Origin of the sequence: Kytococcus sp. HMSC28H12, assembly GCF_001816045.1 — a bacterium.
GTDB classification, from domain to species: domain Bacteria; phylum Actinomycetota; class Actinomycetes; order Actinomycetales; family Dermatophilaceae; genus Kytococcus; species Kytococcus schroeteri.
Map to the genome: position 1 here is coordinate 1 of NZ_KV824672.1, position 1193 is coordinate 1193.

General features: G+C 73.6%; 1 protein-coding gene. It reads left to right on the plus strand.

Going from position 1 to position 1193, the window contains the following annotated elements; all coding sequences use genetic code 11:
* A partial coding sequence (locus HMPREF3099_RS10855) for an ATP-grasp fold amidoligase family protein (RefSeq protein WP_070706036.1) occupies positions 1-1136 on the plus strand: 1136 nt, incomplete at its 5' end.
* Positions 1137-1193: the final 57 nt, after the last annotated feature.

Here is a 1193-nt window from a genome sequence, read left to right on the forward strand (position 1 = left end):
AGGAGCGGGCGCGGAAGGCCGAGGCCGAGGTCGAGCGCCTCCGCGAGGCCGCCAAGCGCCCGGACCCGATCCAGCTGCCGTGCGGCCAGAAGCAGCTGGGCACCCACACCACACTCGTCCGCGACGCCGACGGCGCCGCGCCCCGCGCCGAGCTCGGCGGCGACCTCGTCAAGGCCTTGAAGCGTGCCGGGCACGAGCCCTCGGCGGGCACCACCGCCGGCGACCCGCGCGCCTACGGCAGCTTCGCCACCCACCTGCTGGAGGCCCGCCGCTACCGCAAGCGCCTGTCCGACCAGGGGCTCAAGAACCACCCGCGCCGCCAGATCCCCAAGAAGCTCGAGAACTTCGCCCTGGCTGCCAGCCACGGGGTGCGTCCGCCGCACGTCCACGCCGTGTGGCGCACCCCCGAGGCGATCGACCTGGCGGGCCTGCCGGACGAGTTCGTGCTCAAGTCCAACGGCGGCGCCGGCTCGCGCGGGGTCTACCCGGTGCGGCGCGTGCCCGGGCTGGCCGACACCTACGAGGTGGCCGACGAGACCCGCCGCCGCCTGACCGGCGCGGAGATCATCCACAACCTCACCACGGACAAGAAGCTCTCCCGCCCCTGGTTCGCCGAGGAGCTGCTCGTCTCCGACGTGGGCGGGGCCGGCCTGCCCATGGACTACAAGTTCTTCTCGTTCTACGGCGAGGTGGGCTTCGCCTTCACCCGCCACGCCCCGATGCACCGCGGCGCCGAGGGCTGGATGGACGCCCAGGAGTTCCGCTACGTGGACGGCGAGGGGCAGGACATCGAGATGCGCACCGGGGCCTCGCGCCGTGACGTGCCGCTGAGCCCGCTGCTGCCGGAGATGCTCGAGGCCGCGAAGGTGCTCTCCCGGGCGGTGCCGCTGCCGTTCGTGCGCGTGGACCTGTACGGCACCCCGCAGGGCGTGGTGATGGGGGAGATCACCCTCATGCCCGGCAGCCACGTCACCGACCTGCTGCCGCTGCAGGACGCACGCCTGGGCCGCATGTGGGAGGAGGCCGAGATGCGCCTGCAGATCGACCTGGCCCACAACGGGCGCCCCTACGCCATCCTGGCCGGCGACCACCCGGTGCCGGAGGTGCTGCGACGCTACCTGCCCAAGAAGGCCTGAGCCGCCGGACACGCCATCAGGCACGCGAGGGGCCGCACCCACCCGGGTGCGGCCCCT